We start from the raw sequence: 13,609 nt of genomic DNA on the forward strand, positions 1-13,609 counted from the left end.
GCCGGGCCGGAGGCTGCCGGGCCGGAAGCCAGTGGGCTGGGCTCTGCCGGGCTGCCGGGCTGCCGGGCTGGCGGGGCGGGGAACAGTGAGCCGGAGGCCGGTGGGCCGGGGTCTGGCGGGCCGGAGGCTGGCGGCTTGCGGGGGCGGCCGGGCCGCGGGGCACCATCCGGTGATCGGGGTATCCGCTGAGCTGCCGTAACCACTGCGTAACGGACACGGGTACCGGAACCGGTGCTGCCGGGGGGTGCGTCCTCGCAGGTGTGCACCGTCATGAGGGCAGCGGCAGCGCCGCCACCGCCACAAAGCTCCCGGTCCGGTCCCGGCTCCTGAGCGGGGCCCTGCTGGCCGCGCATCTGCTGCTCGTCGGATGGCTGACGCTGAGCCCCCTGGACGTCCCCTGGGCGGCGGCCGCGAACCTGACCCCGCTGGAGGGGATCCGGGCGGACCTCGCGTACGGCCCGCTGGAGGCCGCGCGGCGGATCGGCGAGGGGCTGGCGCTGCTGGCCCCGCTGGGGGTGCTGCTGCCGCTGGCCGGGGGGCGGCTGACGCCGGGGCCGCTGGCGGCCTGGGCCTCGCTGGTCCGGACGGCGGCCGCGGCCGTACTGATCTCGCTCGGCATCGAGATGCTGCAGACCGCCGTCCCCGGCCGGGTGCTGGACGTGGACGCGCTGCTGCTGAACACCGCCGGAGTGGTGATCGTCCACCTGGCCGTCGTCCCGGTGCTGCGCAGGCGGCTGCGCCGCACCCACGCGTCTCAGGGGCCCACCCCGAGAATTACCAGGGTCGGCATCGGACCCTGGACCGAGGTCCTTTCGGCGGTACCGCGCGAGTATTGAGGCATCGCGGAAGGGAATGGTCCCGGAGCGCGATCCCATACGAAGGAGAAGAAAATGAGCGCGATTACCCGCCCCCGTGACGGACGGATGATCGGCGGCGTCTGCGCCGGGCTCGCACGGCGTTTCGGTATCAAGACCCGCACGATGCGGATCATCTTCGTGGCCTCGTGCCTGCTGCCCGGACCGCAGTTCCTCATCTACCTGGCGCTGTGGCTGCTGCTCCCGAACGAGAAGGGCGGCGCGGGCTCGGCGCAGACCGCCTGGTAGCTCCCCGAAGACCCCCCGGGTGCCCGAGCGGCGCTCCGGCGGCGCTCCGGCCGGGCTCCGGCCGGACTCAGCCCGCCTTCTTGACCTTCTCCAGCTGCTTGTCGGCGATCTCCTGCGGGACCAGCGCCTTCTGGTCCGCGGCGGCCACGTTCAGGGCCATCAGCCGCACGACCCGGTCGCCCTGGCGTACGACGACCAGGTGGACCGGCGCCGAGACGCCCTCGGCGGTGGCGGTCGTGGTCCAGCTGACCGTCTCCTCGCCCGCCGTCTTGTACGGGACGGCCTTCACGTCCCGGTAGCGGCCGGTCTGCTTCTCGACGGTGGCGGTGAAGCCCGTACCGCAGGCCGCGACGGCCTCGCGCAGCCGGGCGACGACCCGCTTGGCCTCGGCCTCCGCGTAGGAGCTGACGGAGGCGGAGACCGCGAGGCCCACCTGCTTCTGGGAGCCGATGCCGCGGTTGACCGTCTCGTGGGCGGCCGGGTCGGGCTTGTCGCCCATGATGTCGGCGAGCGGCTGGCAGGCCTTCTTGTCGGCCTGCGGCTGGCCGTCGGGGGCGTTCGGGTTCTTGCCCTGCGCGGAGATCTGGTAGCCGGCGAGGTCGCCCTGGACGAGGGCGGCCCGTTCCAGGCTCGCGTCCTTGGCCTTGGGCGCGGCGGGGGCCGCCGGGGCGCCGGGGGCGCCCGAGGGGCGGGCGGCCGCGGAGCCCTTGGGGTCGGGGGTCTTCCCGGGCGCGGAGGTGTCCGTACCGCTGCCGCAGGCGACCGCTCCGAGGAGCAGGGCGGGGAGCAGCGCGAACCTCGTCGCGGGCGCCGTGAATCGTGCCGTGATGCGCATGACCGAACCTCATACCCCGTGCGTCGGCGGGCAGTTGGTGGTGATCGTGGCACACCGCGCGACGCGGCGCACACCTCCTCGAAGGGGCGTGCGCCGCGTGCGCATGCGTGCGATTTCCGAGGCTCGTCAGCCGCCGAGGGCGCCGAGGGGAGCGGCCACCGTGGACAGGCCGCCGAGGAGCTGGTTGGCCGGGGCGGCGGCGTCGGAGGCCTCGCCCTCCTGCGCACCCTGCTGCGTCTGGTCGGTGAGAGAGCTGGTGGCGCTGGTCAGGGAGCCGAGGGTGTCCGTCAGGCTGGCGGCGGGGAGCCCGGAGGCGGAGGCGGTGCCGGCGGCGCCCGCGGCGAGGGCGGCACCAATCACAGCGACACCGAGGGACTTGGCAGCAGACTGCTTCATGAAAAATCGTCCTTGCGACGGGGAACTGAGCGGCTCCGCAAACTAGCCACTTCAAACCCCGTCCCGCAAACATCCTTAAATACGAGAAAGCGTCCGGGAGTTGAATCTCCCGGACGCTTTCCGCGGGTCGGCCCGTGGCCTAGGCCGAGACAGTTCCGCTGGTGGAAGCGGTCTGCCGGAACAGCCATTCGGACTTCAGCTCCGCATAGCCCGGCTTGATCACGTCGTTGATCATCGCGAGTCGTTCATCGAAAGGAATGAACGCGGACTTCATCGCATTGACGGTGAACCACTGCATGTCGTCGAGCGAGTAGCCGAAGGTGTCGACCAGGTGCTCGAACTCGCGGCTCATGCTGGTGCCGCTCATCAGGCGGTTGTCGGTGTTGACCGTCAGCCGGAAGTGCAGCTTGCGCAGCAGGCCGATCGGGTGCTCGGCGTACGAGGCGGCCGCGGCGGTCTGCAGGTTCGAGGTCGGGCACATCTCCAGGGGGATGCGCTTGTCCCGGACGTACGAGGCCAGGCGGCCCAGCTTCACGGAACCGTCCTCGGCGACCTCGATGTCGTCGATGATCTTCACGCCGTGGCCGAGGCGGTCGGCACCGCACCACTGCAGGGCCTGCCAGATCGACGGGAGGCCGAAGGCCTCGCCCGCGTGGATGGTGAAGTGGTTGTTCTCGCGCTTGAGGTACTCGAAGGCGTCGAGGTGGCGGGTGGGAGGGAACCCCGCCTCGGCGCCGGCGATGTCGAAGCCGACCACGCCGTTGTCGCGGTAGCGGTTGGCCAGCTCGGCGATCTCCAGCGCGCGGGCCGCGTGGCGCATGGCGGTCAGCAGGGCGCCGACGCGGATGCGGTGGCCGTTGGCCTTGGCGCGGCGCTCGCCCTCGCGGAAGCCGTCGTTCACGGCCTCGACGACCTCTTCGAGGGTCAGGCCGGCTTCGAGGTGCTGCTCGGGGGCGTAGCGGATCTCGGCGTACACGACGCCGTCCTCGGCCAGGTCCTCGGCGCACTCGGCGGCGACCCGGAAGAGGGCCTCCTTCGTCTGCATGACGGCGCAGGTGTGCGCGAACGTCTCCAGGTAGCGCGGGAGGGATCCGGAGTCGGCGGCGTCACGGAACCAGACGCCCAGCTTGTCGGCGTCGGTCTCGGGCAGCTTGTCGTAGCCGACCTCTGCCGCCAGCTCGATGATGGTCCCGGGGCGCAGGCCACCGTCGAGGTGGTCGTGCAGCAGCACCTTCGGGGAGCGGCGGATCTGGTCCGGGGTGGGCAGGTTGGGGGTCTCGCTCGTCATCCCGGCACTCTACTCCTACGCGCGTAGAGCAGCGCGTCGGGCGCCGGGGTCGATATGTAACAGAGACCGTACGGACGGGTGGCGTACACCTGTCAGTCTGAGACTGTTCCGCCATGGCACAGCATGCGCCGCCGGCGCGCGGGGCCCGCCTGGGGCGGGCGGCCGGCGCGAACGGCTCGGTCTCGACGGTCAGTGGTGTGGTGCTCCTGCTTCCCGGGGCGTCCAGATTCGCCCCCGGTCCGGTACGTCCGCTCGCGCGGGCGCTGGCCCGGGCGGGCGGGGCGCAGGGGCTGGTGGCGCACGCGGTGGCGCACGGGGCCGGGCCCCGGGAGGAGGCCGCCGAGTGGGCGGCGGACGAGGTGGTCAGGCTGTACGGGGACGTCCCGGTGTGCCTGGCCGGCTTCGGCGCGGGCGGCCGGGCGGCGCTGCTGGCGGCGGGGCACGGGGCCGTCAACTCGGTGGTGGCGATGGCCCCTTGCTTAACGGAGGGCACGGAGGCGGGCTCCCCTGAACCGGTGAAACAGCTCGCGGGGCGGCAGGTGCTGATCGTGCACGGCACGAACGACGCGCGCAGCGACCCGGAGTCCTCCTTCCGGCTGGCGGCCCGCGCGAAGAAGGCGAATCGTTCTACTTGCCGGTTCGAGGTGCACTCGGACGGCCACGGGCTGCGGGAGCACCGCTCGGAAGTGGTGGCGGTGGCGGTGGACTTCGTACTCGGCGCGATGCTCTCGGGCCGGTGGTCGCGGCCGGTCGTGGACGCGCTGGCGGCGCCGCCGCCGCTGGGCCTGCGGATGCCGCTGGCCTCGGGTTTCGGGCGGTCGCTGCGGGGCTGAACGGGAGTGGGGTCGGGCGTAGATTGAAACCTCCCCTCCCTCAAGGACTACGTTGGTCAAGGGAGGGGATTCCTGGCTCACTTCGCCTGGCACCTAGCAGCGGGCAGGTCTTACAAGATCGGCACCAGCCGGGTTGAGACCAGCCCGGACGAGCATCACGCGGGCGGAGTTCTTGTCCCTGGGCGAGACGGCTCCGCATGCGGTGCACGTGTACGTTCTCTCGGAAAGAGGTAGTGCGTGCTTGGTTCTCGCTCCGCACCGTGCGCAGTCCATGGTGGTATGCGCGGGGTGGACAAGGTGCACGGCACGGCCGTGCTTGCGGGCCTGCTCGATCAGGGCGGCCTTCACTGCGCCGATCGCGGCGTCGGCGGCCTTGCGGGCCATGTTGGTCTTCGCGAGGAACTTCGGGCGGAAGTCCTCCACGGCGAGCTGGTCGAAGTCGCGGACGACGGTCTTGGCCCATTTGCGGCCGGTGTCCTGCCGCTGCCGGGCGGTCTTCTTCGCCGCCTTCGCGGCTTGGCGTCGAGCCTTGCGATAGCCGGCGGTGTCGGGCCGGTTCTTCGGCGTGGCACGCCTGGCCATCATCCGCTGGTAGCGGGCGAGCTTCTGCCCGGCGGCCTTCCCGTGCTGGGCGTGCGGGAGGTCGTGGGCATCAGATGTGGTGGTCGCGGTCTCTTTGACACCCCAGTCCACGCCGATCGCCCGGCCGGTCGCGGGCAGCGGCTCGGCTGGCGCCAGCGCGACGAACGATGCGTACCAGTGGCCGAGACTGTCCCGGTACACCCGAACCGACGACGGGGCGGACGGAAGCCTGCGGGACCACACCACGCTCAGCTCGATCCTGCCGGCCAGGTGCAGACGGCCGTCCTTGATCCGGAACCCGCGCTGGGTGTAGTTCAGGGACGGGGCGGCCCCGCGCTTGCGCTTGATCCGGGGCATCCCGGCCCGCTGCCGCATCGGCAGCTTCGCTGTGATGTCCTTCAGGGCTTTGGCGCGGGACTTGGCGAAGTCCCGGATGATCTGCTGCTGCGGCACCGAAGCGCCTTCCCGCAGCCACGCCATTGATTGCCGGGCTCCGGTCAGCAGTCTGTCGAGCTGCGCCGAACCACACGTCCTGGTCTCGCCCGTGGCCCGGTTGTGCCGGTGGACTTTGCGGGACATCGCCACGCACTCGTTCCACACCCACCGGCACCGCGCCCACTCGGCATCCAGCCGGGCGAGCGCCGTGGACGACACACGCAGCCGGAAGGTGTACCGGGCATACCCGGACCCCTGCTCGGCCATCGCTGTCGTCGACATGTCCCAGAACGTAACAGCCCCCACTGACAACGGAAGAGAGTGCAGGTCAGAACAGATGCGCACAGGACTCCGGCGCTCCGCGCCTCCGGTCCAGGGACCCTCCCCCGCGAGCGGGAGGTGGCCCCACCCCGGCCTGATGGCCGGGGGATCCTGGGAGAAGTAAGATGAAGGGTGGACTCGGGGTCGGCTCGGGGTGCTCTCCGGGAGGCGGTCCGCCATGGCCGGAATGGTGCGCAGGAACTTCGACAGCGCGGACGAGACGCGGCCGTTCGCCGACGGCAAGGGCAGGCTGGACCTGATCCAGACGGACGGCGGGCCGGTCGGGCGCGCGGTCTTCGAGCCGGGCTGGAAGTGGTCGGAGCACATCAAGCCGCTGGCGGGCACGGACAGCTGCCAGTCCGCGCACACGGGGTACGTGGTCAGCGGCCGCATGCAGGTCGTGATGGACGACGGCGAGGGCGCCGAGTACGGGCCGGGAGACTTCATGCAGGTCGCCCCGGGGCACGACGCGTGGGTGCTCGGCGACGAGCCGTGCGTGGCGGTGGACTGGACGGGCTTCGGCAACTACGCGAAGCCGGCCTGAACGGGTCCGCCACGGGCCGCGCCGGAACGCCGGGGCCTGCCGTTCCGTCCCCTCTCGGTCGGATGGCCCCGGGCGGCGCGGCCGCGCGTCGTGGGTCCACTGTGCCGGTTCGGCATATGCCGGAAGCCGTCATTCGGGCGTCGACTTGTCGCCTTGCGGGAACCTGAGGGGTTTACGAAGGGGCACAGGCAGGGACGAATGTGCATATGCCAGCCCCAGCCGATGCCGCTTCCGATGCCGCCTTCGATGCCGATGCCGGATCCGAAGACCCCGAAGACCCCGGAGACCTGAGCCCGACGGCCCGGCGCCTGTACGCGTACGCCGTCGACCGGCACGCCTTCACCGTCGCCGAGGCCACCACCGCCCTCGGGGCCCGCGCGGGCGCGGCCGTCACCGAGCTGGGCGCCGCGCACCTGCTCCAGCGGGTCCCCGACGGCGACGGCCCCGAACGCTGGTGCGCGGTCGCGCCCCGCGCGGCGGCGGCCCGGGCGCTGGCCCCGCTGGCGCTGCTCGTACGGGAGACGCACGACGAGATGGACCGGCTGCGCGGGCGGCTGGAGGCACTGGTACCCGCGTACGAGGCGGGAGCCGCGCACCGGGACCTGAGCGGGTCGGGACGGCTGGAACTGGTCACCGACCTCGGAGCGGTGCGCGGGCTGATCACCGAGCTGGTCGCCGGCTGCGAACGGGAACTGCTGACCTCCCAGCCGGGCGGCGGCCGGCCCCAGGAAACCCTGGAGGAAGCGGTCGGACGGGACGAGTCCCTGCTGGCACGCGGCGTCCGCATGCGGACCATCTACCAGCACACCGCCCGCTACTCCCGCCCCACCGCCGCCTACGTCGAGCGGATCACCGCGCTCGGCGCCCAGGTACGCACCCTCGGCGACGGCCTCATGCGCATGCTGATCTTCGACGCCCACACCGGACTCATGGCCGTCCCGGACCGCCAGGGAGCCGCCCTGGTGGTCCGCGAACCCAGCGTCGTCCACTTCATGACGGCCGCCTTCGAACGCTCCTGGCTCGGCGCCCGCCCGTTCCCCACCACGGTGACCCCGGAAGCCTCCAAGTCCCTCTCGGACGAACTCCGCCAGACCATCGTCCGGCTCCTCGCCGACGGCCTGGAGGACAAGGTCATCGCCCGCCGCCTCGGCATGTCCGAACGCACCTGCCAACGCCACATCGCCGGGATCATGCGGGCGATCGGCGCCAAGTCCCGCTTCCAGGCCGGGTACTTGCTGTCCGCCGCGAACAAGGCCGGACTGCCGGATCCGAGCCCAGGAGCGGGCGGGAGCGCCTAGGTGCGTCAGACGGTGGTGCAGCCGGGGAGGGGGGTGGTCGAGGAGCAGTTGTTCGGGGTGTTGGCGGTGATGGAGTTGCCGAGGAGGGTCAGGTTGCTGAAGTTGTAGATGCCGCCGCCCGACAAGGGGCCGCCCTGGGCGGTGTTCGCCGTGATCGTCGAGCCGACCACCCGCGCCTGTCCGGCGACGACCATGCCGCCGCCCCACTGGGTGGCGGTGTTGTCGCGGACCGTGCTCCAGAACACCGTCAGCACGCCCGGGCCGTTGGCGATGCCGCCGCCGAACTTGCTGGTGTTGTTGCGGACCGTGCTGCCGTCCAGGGTGGTGGTGCCGAGGCTGCCGATGCCGCCGCCCTCCTCCGTGGAGGTGTTGTTGCGCACGGTGCTGCTGCGGAGCGTCACCGTGGCGCCGTTGTTGAACAGACCGCCGCCGATGTCGACGCCCGCGCCGCCGGTGAGGGTCAGGCCGGTGAGCGTGACGCGGACCGTCGTCGGGCCGTTGACGAGCAGGGTCCGGCCCGCGTTGTTGCCGTTCAGCGTGGCGCCGGAGGAGCCGGCGAGGGTGAGGCTCTTGCCGATCGTGAAGTTGCCGGTGCAGGTGCCCCGGACCAGCAGGGTGTCGCCGGCCGCGGCGTTGTTGATCGCGCTCTGGAGGTTCTGGAAGGGGCAGTTCACGATGGTGGTGGCCGCCGAGGCGGGGGCCGCCGAGGCCAGCGCGGCAGCGGCCGTCGTGAACGCCACGGTCAGGGCCGGGGCCGACCGGCGCCACCCGGACCGAGGTGTTCGTCGTCTGGGGATGGGCATGGCTGTCACTCCTGTCCGTCGGGCCGCCGGACCTCCCGGCGCGGGACATCCGTCCCGCGCCCGCGGCGGGGGCAACCGGAACTCCGTGCCGGTCCCACGAACGCCCGACGACGACCACCGGGGTGGGCTAGGCCGGCGGCTCCAGTTCCGGGATGAGGCGGCCTCGGCGGGAGAGGAGGAAGCGTTTGAAGGCCGCGACCGGCGGGGTGTCCGGGTGGCCGTCCAGCCAGGCCACGCCGATCTCGCGGGCCGCGCGCGGCGCCGTCACCGTCAGCTCGACCACTCCCGGGCGGGGGACGGGCGGCGGCGGGAGGAGGGCCACGCCCAGGCCCGCCGCCACCAGGCCGCGCAGGGTTTCCGCCTCCTCTCCCTCGAAGGCGACCTTCGGGGTGAACCCGGCCTCCGCGCACAGGTTGTCGGTGATGCGGCGCAGCCCGTAGCCGGGCTCCAGGGTGACGAAGGTTTCCTCGGCGGCCTCTGCGAGGCGGATGCGCTTGCGGCCCGCGAGGCGGTGGTCGTCCGGGACCACCAGGCGCAGCCGCTGTTCGTCGAGGCGGCGGGCGACCAGGTCGGGGGCGTCGGGGACGGGTGAGGTCAGGCAGAGGTCCAGTTCCCCGGCGCGGAGCTTCTCCAGCATGGCCTCGCCGTAGTTCTGGACCAGGGCGAAGCGGACCCGGGGGTGGTCGGCGCGGAAGGCGCGGATCAGGGCGGGCACCGTCTCGGGGCCCAGGGTGTGCAGGAAGCCGAACGCGACCTTGCCGAAGTGCGGGTCGGCGTCCTGCTGGACGGACCCGGCGGCGCGGGCGATCCCTTCGAGGGCCTGTTCGGCGGAGGCGAGGAAGGTGCGGCCCGCCGTGGTGAGGGCGACGGTGCGGCCCTTGCGGGCGAACAGCGAGACGCCCAGGTCCTGTTCGAGGCGGACCATCGCCCGGGACAGGGTGGACTGCGGCACGCCCAGCTCGTGGGCGGCGCGGGTGACGTGCTCGTGGCGGGCGACCGCGACGAACTGGGCCAGGCGCGGGGCCAGGCCTTGTGTCACAGCCATGTCTTCTTCGTAACGGTTCATTGATATCCGAGGCCCTGGGCTGGGGTGATGCGTGAGTGGATTGATTATCCGCTGTTTGTGCATTGGACGCATGAAAAAGGGTGGGCGTAGGTTCGAGGTATGCCTCCCGCTCATACCGGGGCGCCCGTCATCACGGGTGCCTCCACCCCGTCGTCCCCCGAGCCCCACTCCCCCGGCCGCCCCGGCTACCGCCGGATGAGCCTCGCGCTCTTCGCCGCCGGACTGGCGACCTTCGCCCTCCTCTACTCCACCCAGGCCCTGCTGCCCGCGGTCTCCGCCGGTTTCGGCGTGACGGCCGGTCAGGCCAGCTGGACGGTGTCCGCGGCCACCGGCGCGCTCGCCCTGTTCGTCCTGCCGCTGAGCGCGCTGTCCGAGCGGTTCGGCCGGACCCGGATGATGACCTGCTCGATGGTGGTCGCCGTCGGCGTCGGCCTGCTGGTGCCGTTCGCGCCGAGCCTGGAGTGGCTGGTGGCGCTGCGCGCGGTGCAGGGCGCGGCGATCGCGGGCATCCCCGCCTCCGCGATGGCCTACCTGGCGGAGGAGGTCAGGCCGAAGGCGCTGGTCGGGGCGATCGGCCTGTTCGTGGCGGGCAACTCCATCGGCGGCATGAGCGGCCGCATCGTCACCGGCTGGGGTGCGCAGCTGTGGGGCTGGCGCGGCGGGCTGCTGGCCGTCGGCGTGATGGCGCTGGTGTGCGCGGTGGCCTTCCTGGTGCTGCTGCCCCGGGCGCGGTTCTTCCGGCCGGCGTCGCTGAACCCGCGCGCGGTGGGGCGTACGGTCGCCGGGCACCTGCGGGATCCGCTGCTGCTGCGGCTGTACGGGATCGGCGCGCTGTTCATGACGGTGTTCGGGGCCGTGTACACGGTCATCGGGTACCGGCTGGTGGAGGCGCCGTTCTCGCTGGGCCAGGGCGTGGTCGGGTCGATCTTCCTGATCTACCTGGTGGGCACGGTCTCCTCGGCGGCGGCCGGGCAGCTGGTGGCCCGTGCGGGCCGGCGCGGGGCGCTGTACCTGGCGGTGACCACGACCGCGCTGGGGCTGCTGCTGTCGCTCGGCGACTCGCTGTGGCTGATCCTGCCGGGGCTGGTGCTGATCACGGCCGGGTTCTTCGCGGGGCACGCGGTGGCGTCGGCGGCGGTGAGCCGGACGGCGAAGACGGGCCGGGCGCAGGCCTCGGCGCTGTACCAGTCCGCGTACTACCTCGGTTCCAGCGCGGGCGGCACCCTGGGCGCGCTGGCGTACCACGCCTCGGGGTGGGCGGCCACGGTCGGGATCGCGCTGCTGGCGGTGCTGGGCGTCGTCTCGGTCACCCTGTACGGGTCCCACGCGGCCCGTGCCGAACGGCGCCGGATGCTCGCCCCGGCCGCGGCAGCGCGCTGACGCTGCCGCCGCCAGGCGGCCGGACCGCACGGCGGACGGTTCCACTCGGGACAAGTCAGCCCGAGAACTGTCCGGCGTACGCAACTCGCTCTAAGACTTGATCCGTGATTCGCCAGAAGGGCGAGCGCGGACTGCAGCCGGGGCGTGACCTGGGCTTTCCGGCGTGGTCACCCGCGAGCGGGCGTCTCATCCGGGGTCGCGCAGGGCGCTGATCCGGCATTCGGGGAGCAGGGGCACAGCCCGAAGCCCGTGCTGCCGCGCGGACCGCTCCGGGAGACCGGAGGTCGGACCGCCATGCGGTTGACTCCCACAGGGCGTCTTCTCGCCCTATCCGCAAGGGACTTGGCCAACCTACCATCATGACCCACAGGCCAAGCAACTACGGAACGCCTCTCAGCGTTGAGGGCACTGACGCCCCAGGGCGAGGGGTGCGGGCGAGGCAGGGGAGGACCGGATGGCGGCGATACGCGTGCGCGCGCGGCGGCGGGCTGCGGTGGTGTTCGGCGGGGCTCTGGCGCTGGCGGCGCCCCTGGTGGTCGTGGGGGGCGGTCCGGCTCAGGCCGCCGCCTGCAACGTGACCACCGGGCCCTACCAGCGGCAGGTCGAGCAGTTCCTCGGGCGGCCGGTGGACGGGGTGCAGTCGGCGGCCGACTGCACGGCGATCCAGTCGTTCCAGGCCACCCACGGGATCACCCCGACCATGGGGTACGCCGGGCCGCTGACCTGGCAGACGATGAGCACGATGCTGGCGCAGCGGGCGGCGGGCAAGACGCCGAACGCCGAGGGGAAGTGCCCCGTCAACCTGGGGCGGATCGCGTGCGTGGACCTGACCCGGCAGCTCAGCTGGATCCAGGACGGGGCGACGCTGAAGTACGGTCCGGTGCCGGTGCGCACCGGTAAGGCGGAGACGCCGACGCGGACGGGCCTGAAGAAGATCTACTACCGGTCCATCAACCACTGGTCGACGATCTACAACGTCTCCATGCCCTACTCGCAGTTCTTCGACGGGGGCATCGCCTTCCACTCGGTCACCAAGAGCATGTGGAACCCGCCGGGTTCGGGCGGCTGCGTGAACATGACGACGACGGACGCGAAGGCCTACTGGAGCATGCTGACCAATGGGGAGGACGTCTTCGTGTACGGGCGCAAGCCCGGGACCTGACGGTTTCCTCCGCTCCGGCTGCCGTTGTCGGACCCCTCGGGTAGTTTCCGAAGGGACGGAAACCACCTGGGGGACGACGGCCATGAGCGACCTTGCCATCACGTCACCGGAACTCGACGCGGCGATGGACCGCTACCGCGTCGAGCTGACCGGCTACTGCTACCGGATGCTCGGCTCGTCCTTCGACGCCGAGGACGCGGTGCAGGACACGTACGTCCGGGCCTGGCGGGCCCACGAGAAGTTCGAGGGGCGGTCGTCGCTGCGGTCGTGGCTGTACCGGATCGCCACCAACGTGTGCCTGGACCTGCTGAAGGCCGGGAACAAGCGGGCCCGGCCGATGGACCTGTCCGCGCCGCAGCACCAGGCCTCCGCCGTGCTGAACGAGCGGCCCGAGGTGACCTGGCTGGAGCCGGTGCCGGACGGGCGGGTGCTGCCGCAGACCGCCGACCCGGCGGAGCTGGCGCTGGCGAAGGAGTCCGTACGGCTGGCCTTCGTGGCGGCGCTCCAGCACCTGCCGGCGAAGCAGCGGGCCGTGCTGATCCTGCGGGAGGTGCTGGCCTGGAAGGCGGACGAGGTCGCGCAGCTCCTGGAGACCTCGGTGGCGTCGGTGAACAGCGCGCTCCAGCGGGCGCGGGCGACGCTGTCGGGGCAGGCGCTGCGGCCGAGCGAGCCGAAGGACCCGCTGGACGCGGAGCAGTCGAAGCTGCTGGAGCAGTACCTGTCGGCCTTCGAGGCGTACGACATCTCGCGGCTCACCGAGCTGCTGCACGAGGACGCGGTGCTGTCGATGCCGCCGTTCGACCTGTGGCTGCGGGGGCCTGCGGACATCGCCGCGTGGCACTTGGAGCAGGGCATCGGCTGCAAGGGCTCGCGGCTGGTCCCGACCACGGCGAACGGGCTCCCGGCCTTCGGGCAGTACCGTCCGCGGGAGGACGGCCTGCCCGGGCACGTGCCGTGGGCGCTCCAGGTGCTGGAGGTGTCAGAGGGGCGGATCGTGGGGCTGAACGCGTTCCTGGACACGGCTCGGTGGTTCCCGCTGTTCGGGCTGCCGGAGGAGCTCTCCGAGTCCGACGAGGTGTAGCAGGGCGCGGAGCGCGGGGGGCGTGCCGGTCACGGTGAAGGGGGCGCCGTGGCGTTTGGCCGTGAGGGCCAGGCGGGCGAGGGCGTCGACGGTGGTGAGGGTGGGCGGCTCGGCGGCCCGCGCGTCGCAGGTCACCGGTCGGCCCGGGCCGTCCCGGCAGAGCTCGCGGAGGCGGGCGCAGAGGGCGGGGACGTCGGGCTGGGGCCCTTCCAGGGCCAGGGTTCTCTCCACGCGGGGATGACCGTCCGCTGCCGCGGAACTCATCGGTGGGGGCCGTTGCGCTGCCGCGCGGGCCTGGAGCGGGGGCCGGTGCGGTGCCGCTGCGCGGACGCAGGTGCGCCTGCGCGGGGCCGGTGCGGTGGGGCGGGGGTGCCGCTGCGCGGGCTGCTCCCCGCCCCGCCCTTCGCCCGTTCCCCGGGGCTGCGCCCCGGACCCCCTGGGGGCTCCGCCCCCAGACCCCCGCGCCTCAAACGCCGGCGGGG

General features: G+C 72.4%; 15 protein-coding genes. 8 read left to right on the top strand and 7 right to left on the bottom strand.

The genetic code is table 11. The annotated features are described in order from the left end of the window. The first annotated feature begins 260 nt into the window (after positions 1–260). Both AC07A6_RS37660 and AC07A6_RS37665 read left to right on the top strand, forming a co-directional pair. Complete coding sequence (locus AC07A6_RS37660) at positions 261–836, top strand: VanZ family protein (protein ID WP_386273819.1); 576 nt, start codon at positions 261–263, stop codon at positions 834–836. A gap of 54 nt (positions 837–890) precedes the next feature. After that, entirely contained in the window at positions 891–1,103 is a 213-nt protein-coding gene (locus AC07A6_RS37665) for a PspC domain-containing protein (protein WP_478780136.1), read from the top strand. A gap of 67 nt (positions 1,104–1,170) precedes the next feature. On the opposite strand, the gene AC07A6_RS37670 is transcribed toward AC07A6_RS37665, so the two are convergent. The 3 genes from AC07A6_RS37670 to AC07A6_RS37680 all read right to left on the bottom strand — a co-directional run bounded on the left by AC07A6_RS37670 (position 1,171) and on the right by AC07A6_RS37680 (position 3,622). After that, positions 1,171–1,938: a hypothetical protein gene (locus AC07A6_RS37670; RefSeq protein ID WP_362470019.1), complete on the bottom strand. Its 768-nt coding sequence runs from the start codon at positions 1,936–1,938 to the stop codon at positions 1,171–1,173. A gap of 126 nt (positions 1,939–2,064) precedes the next feature. Next, a complete protein-coding gene (locus AC07A6_RS37675) occupies positions 2,065–2,334 on the bottom strand; it encodes a hypothetical protein (protein WP_385767895.1) in 270 nt (89 codons plus the stop codon). A 139-nt stretch (positions 2,335–2,473) separates the two neighbouring features. Beyond that, the gene (locus AC07A6_RS37680) at positions 2,474–3,622 is read right to left on the bottom strand and encodes an adenosine deaminase (RefSeq protein ID WP_362470025.1); all 1,149 of its coding nucleotides are present in this window, start codon (positions 3,620–3,622) and stop codon (positions 2,474–2,476) included. Between the two features lie 113 nt (positions 3,623–3,735). Here AC07A6_RS37680 and AC07A6_RS37685 point away from each other — a divergent pair, with 113 nt between their 5' ends. Then, positions 3,736–4,455 (top strand): alpha/beta hydrolase, encoded by a 720-nt coding sequence (locus AC07A6_RS37685; protein ID WP_478780137.1) that lies wholly within the window; start codon positions 3,736–3,738, stop codon positions 4,453–4,455. Between the two features lie 93 nt (positions 4,456–4,548). Here AC07A6_RS37685 and AC07A6_RS37690 read toward each other — a convergent pair whose 3' ends face one another. Next, entirely contained in the window at positions 4,549–5,754 is a 1,206-nt protein-coding gene (locus tag AC07A6_RS37690) for an RNA-guided endonuclease InsQ/TnpB family protein (protein ID WP_478780138.1), read from the bottom strand. Between the two features lie 217 nt (positions 5,755–5,971). On the opposite strand from AC07A6_RS37690, the gene AC07A6_RS37695 reads away from it, so the two are divergent. Next, positions 5,972–6,337 carry a cupin domain-containing protein gene (locus tag AC07A6_RS37695; protein WP_362470034.1) on the top strand — a complete coding sequence of 122 codons (366 nt, stop codon included), beginning with the start codon at positions 5,972–5,974 and terminating at the stop codon, positions 6,335–6,337. A 206-nt stretch (positions 6,338–6,543) separates the two neighbouring features. Beyond that, positions 6,544–7,635, top strand: a complete 1,092-nt coding sequence (locus tag AC07A6_RS37700) for a helix-turn-helix transcriptional regulator (protein WP_478780139.1) — start codon at positions 6,544–6,546, stop codon at positions 7,633–7,635. Between the two features lie 5 nt (positions 7,636–7,640). Here AC07A6_RS37700 and AC07A6_RS37705 read toward each other — a convergent pair whose 3' ends face one another. Together AC07A6_RS37705 and AC07A6_RS37710 are read right to left on the bottom strand one after the other, a co-directional pair. Continuing rightward, a complete protein-coding gene (locus AC07A6_RS37705) occupies positions 7,641–8,438 on the bottom strand; it encodes a hypothetical protein (RefSeq protein WP_478780140.1) in 798 nt (265 codons plus the stop codon). A 127-nt stretch (positions 8,439–8,565) separates the two neighbouring features. Further along, positions 8,566–9,504: a LysR family transcriptional regulator gene (locus AC07A6_RS37710; protein WP_362470044.1), complete on the bottom strand. Its 939-nt coding sequence runs from the start codon at positions 9,502–9,504 to the stop codon at positions 8,566–8,568. A 99-nt stretch (positions 9,505–9,603) separates the two neighbouring features. On the opposite strand from AC07A6_RS37710, the gene AC07A6_RS37715 reads away from it, so the two are divergent. From AC07A6_RS37715 to AC07A6_RS37725, 3 genes are all read left to right on the top strand, one after another. Next, positions 9,604–10,884, top strand: a complete 1,281-nt coding sequence (locus tag AC07A6_RS37715) for an MFS transporter (protein ID WP_478780141.1) — start codon at positions 9,604–9,606, stop codon at positions 10,882–10,884. 454 nt (positions 10,885–11,338) lie between these two features. Further along, a complete protein-coding gene (locus AC07A6_RS37720) occupies positions 11,339–12,046 on the top strand; it encodes a L,D-transpeptidase family protein (RefSeq protein ID WP_362470050.1) in 708 nt (235 codons plus the stop codon). An 82-nt stretch (positions 12,047–12,128) separates the two neighbouring features. Then, positions 12,129–13,127, top strand: coding sequence for a sigma-70 family RNA polymerase sigma factor (locus tag AC07A6_RS37725; RefSeq protein WP_362470053.1), 999 nt, complete (start codon positions 12,129–12,131; stop codon positions 13,125–13,127). Here the strand turns inward: AC07A6_RS37725 and AC07A6_RS37730 are convergent. Then, positions 13,026–13,391 carry an STAS domain-containing protein gene (locus AC07A6_RS37730; RefSeq protein ID WP_478780142.1) on the bottom strand — a complete coding sequence of 122 codons (366 nt, stop codon included), beginning with the start codon at positions 13,389–13,391 and terminating at the stop codon, positions 13,026–13,028. The genes AC07A6_RS37725 and AC07A6_RS37730 overlap by 102 nt on opposite strands. Positions 13,392–13,609: the final 218 nt, after the last annotated feature.

It is taken from the genome of Streptomyces sp. NPDC044002 (assembly GCF_056434525.1).

What these genes read in the sequence shown, in the direction of transcription:
- AC07A6_RS37665 (WP_478780136.1), top strand. Translation starts at nt 891, where the DNA reads ATGAGCGCGATTACCCGCCCCCGTGACGGACGGATGATCGGCGGCGTC.
- AC07A6_RS37670 (WP_362470019.1), bottom strand. Translation starts at nt 1,938, where the DNA reads ATGCGCATCACGGCACGATTCACGGCGCCCGCGACGAGGTTCGCGCTG.
- AC07A6_RS37675 (WP_385767895.1), bottom strand. Translation starts at nt 2,334, where the DNA reads ATGAAGCAGTCTGCTGCCAAGTCCCTCGGTGTCGCTGTGATTGGTGCC.
- AC07A6_RS37680 (WP_362470025.1), bottom strand. Translation starts at nt 3,622, where the DNA reads ATGACGAGCGAGACCCCCAACCTGCCCACCCCGGACCAGATCCGCCGC.
- AC07A6_RS37685 (WP_478780137.1), top strand. Translation starts at nt 3,736, where the DNA reads ATGGCACAGCATGCGCCGCCGGCGCGCGGGGCCCGCCTGGGGCGGGCG.
- AC07A6_RS37690 (WP_478780138.1), bottom strand. Translation starts at nt 5,754, where the DNA reads ATGTCGACGACAGCGATGGCCGAGCAGGGGTCCGGGTATGCCCGGTAC.
- AC07A6_RS37695 (WP_362470034.1), top strand. Translation starts at nt 5,972, where the DNA reads ATGGCCGGAATGGTGCGCAGGAACTTCGACAGCGCGGACGAGACGCGG.
- AC07A6_RS37700 (WP_478780139.1), top strand. Translation starts at nt 6,544, where the DNA reads ATGCCAGCCCCAGCCGATGCCGCTTCCGATGCCGCCTTCGATGCCGAT.
- AC07A6_RS37705 (WP_478780140.1), bottom strand. Translation starts at nt 8,438, where the DNA reads ATGCCCATCCCCAGACGACGAACACCTCGGTCCGGGTGGCGCCGGTCG.
- AC07A6_RS37710 (WP_362470044.1), bottom strand. Translation starts at nt 9,504, where the DNA reads ATGAACCGTTACGAAGAAGACATGGCTGTGACACAAGGCCTGGCCCCG.
- AC07A6_RS37715 (WP_478780141.1), top strand. Translation starts at nt 9,604, where the DNA reads ATGCCTCCCGCTCATACCGGGGCGCCCGTCATCACGGGTGCCTCCACC.
- AC07A6_RS37720 (WP_362470050.1), top strand. Translation starts at nt 11,339, where the DNA reads ATGGCGGCGATACGCGTGCGCGCGCGGCGGCGGGCTGCGGTGGTGTTC.
- AC07A6_RS37725 (WP_362470053.1), top strand. Translation starts at nt 12,129, where the DNA reads ATGAGCGACCTTGCCATCACGTCACCGGAACTCGACGCGGCGATGGAC.
- AC07A6_RS37730 (WP_478780142.1), bottom strand. Translation starts at nt 13,391, where the DNA reads ATGAGTTCCGCGGCAGCGGACGGTCATCCCCGCGTGGAGAGAACCCTG.